The 237-nt window shown below is 75.5% G+C and carries 1 pseudogene; it reads right to left on the bottom strand.

Going from position 1 to position 237, the window contains the following annotated elements:
* Nucleotides 1–235: pseudogene (locus tag KVT32_RS31530) on the bottom strand (succinylglutamate desuccinylase); the annotation flags it as partial.
* Between the last annotated feature and the right edge of the window lie 2 nt (nucleotides 236–237).

Here is a 237-nt window from a genome sequence, read left to right on the forward strand (position 1 = left end):
TCAGGCCCCCCGCCAGGGCGGCCGGCTGGCGCGACGGCGCCCCGATCACGTGCGCGACCATTTCGATCGGCCCGGCCTCGTCGCCGTGCACGCCGACCGACAGCAGCCCCGCCGGACGGGAAGCGCCGGCGGCCTTCACCGTCATGACACCCCTTGCGGGGAGCATGACCGGGAAACCGGCCTCGCTGAAACGCTGCGCCACGCGGCCGAAATCGGCCTCCCCCAGCGCGCGCACCG

The organism is Achromobacter sp. GbtcB20 (assembly GCF_019091095.1).
Classification (GTDB): Bacteria; Pseudomonadota; Gammaproteobacteria; order Burkholderiales; family Burkholderiaceae_B; genus Achromobacter; species Achromobacter mucicolens.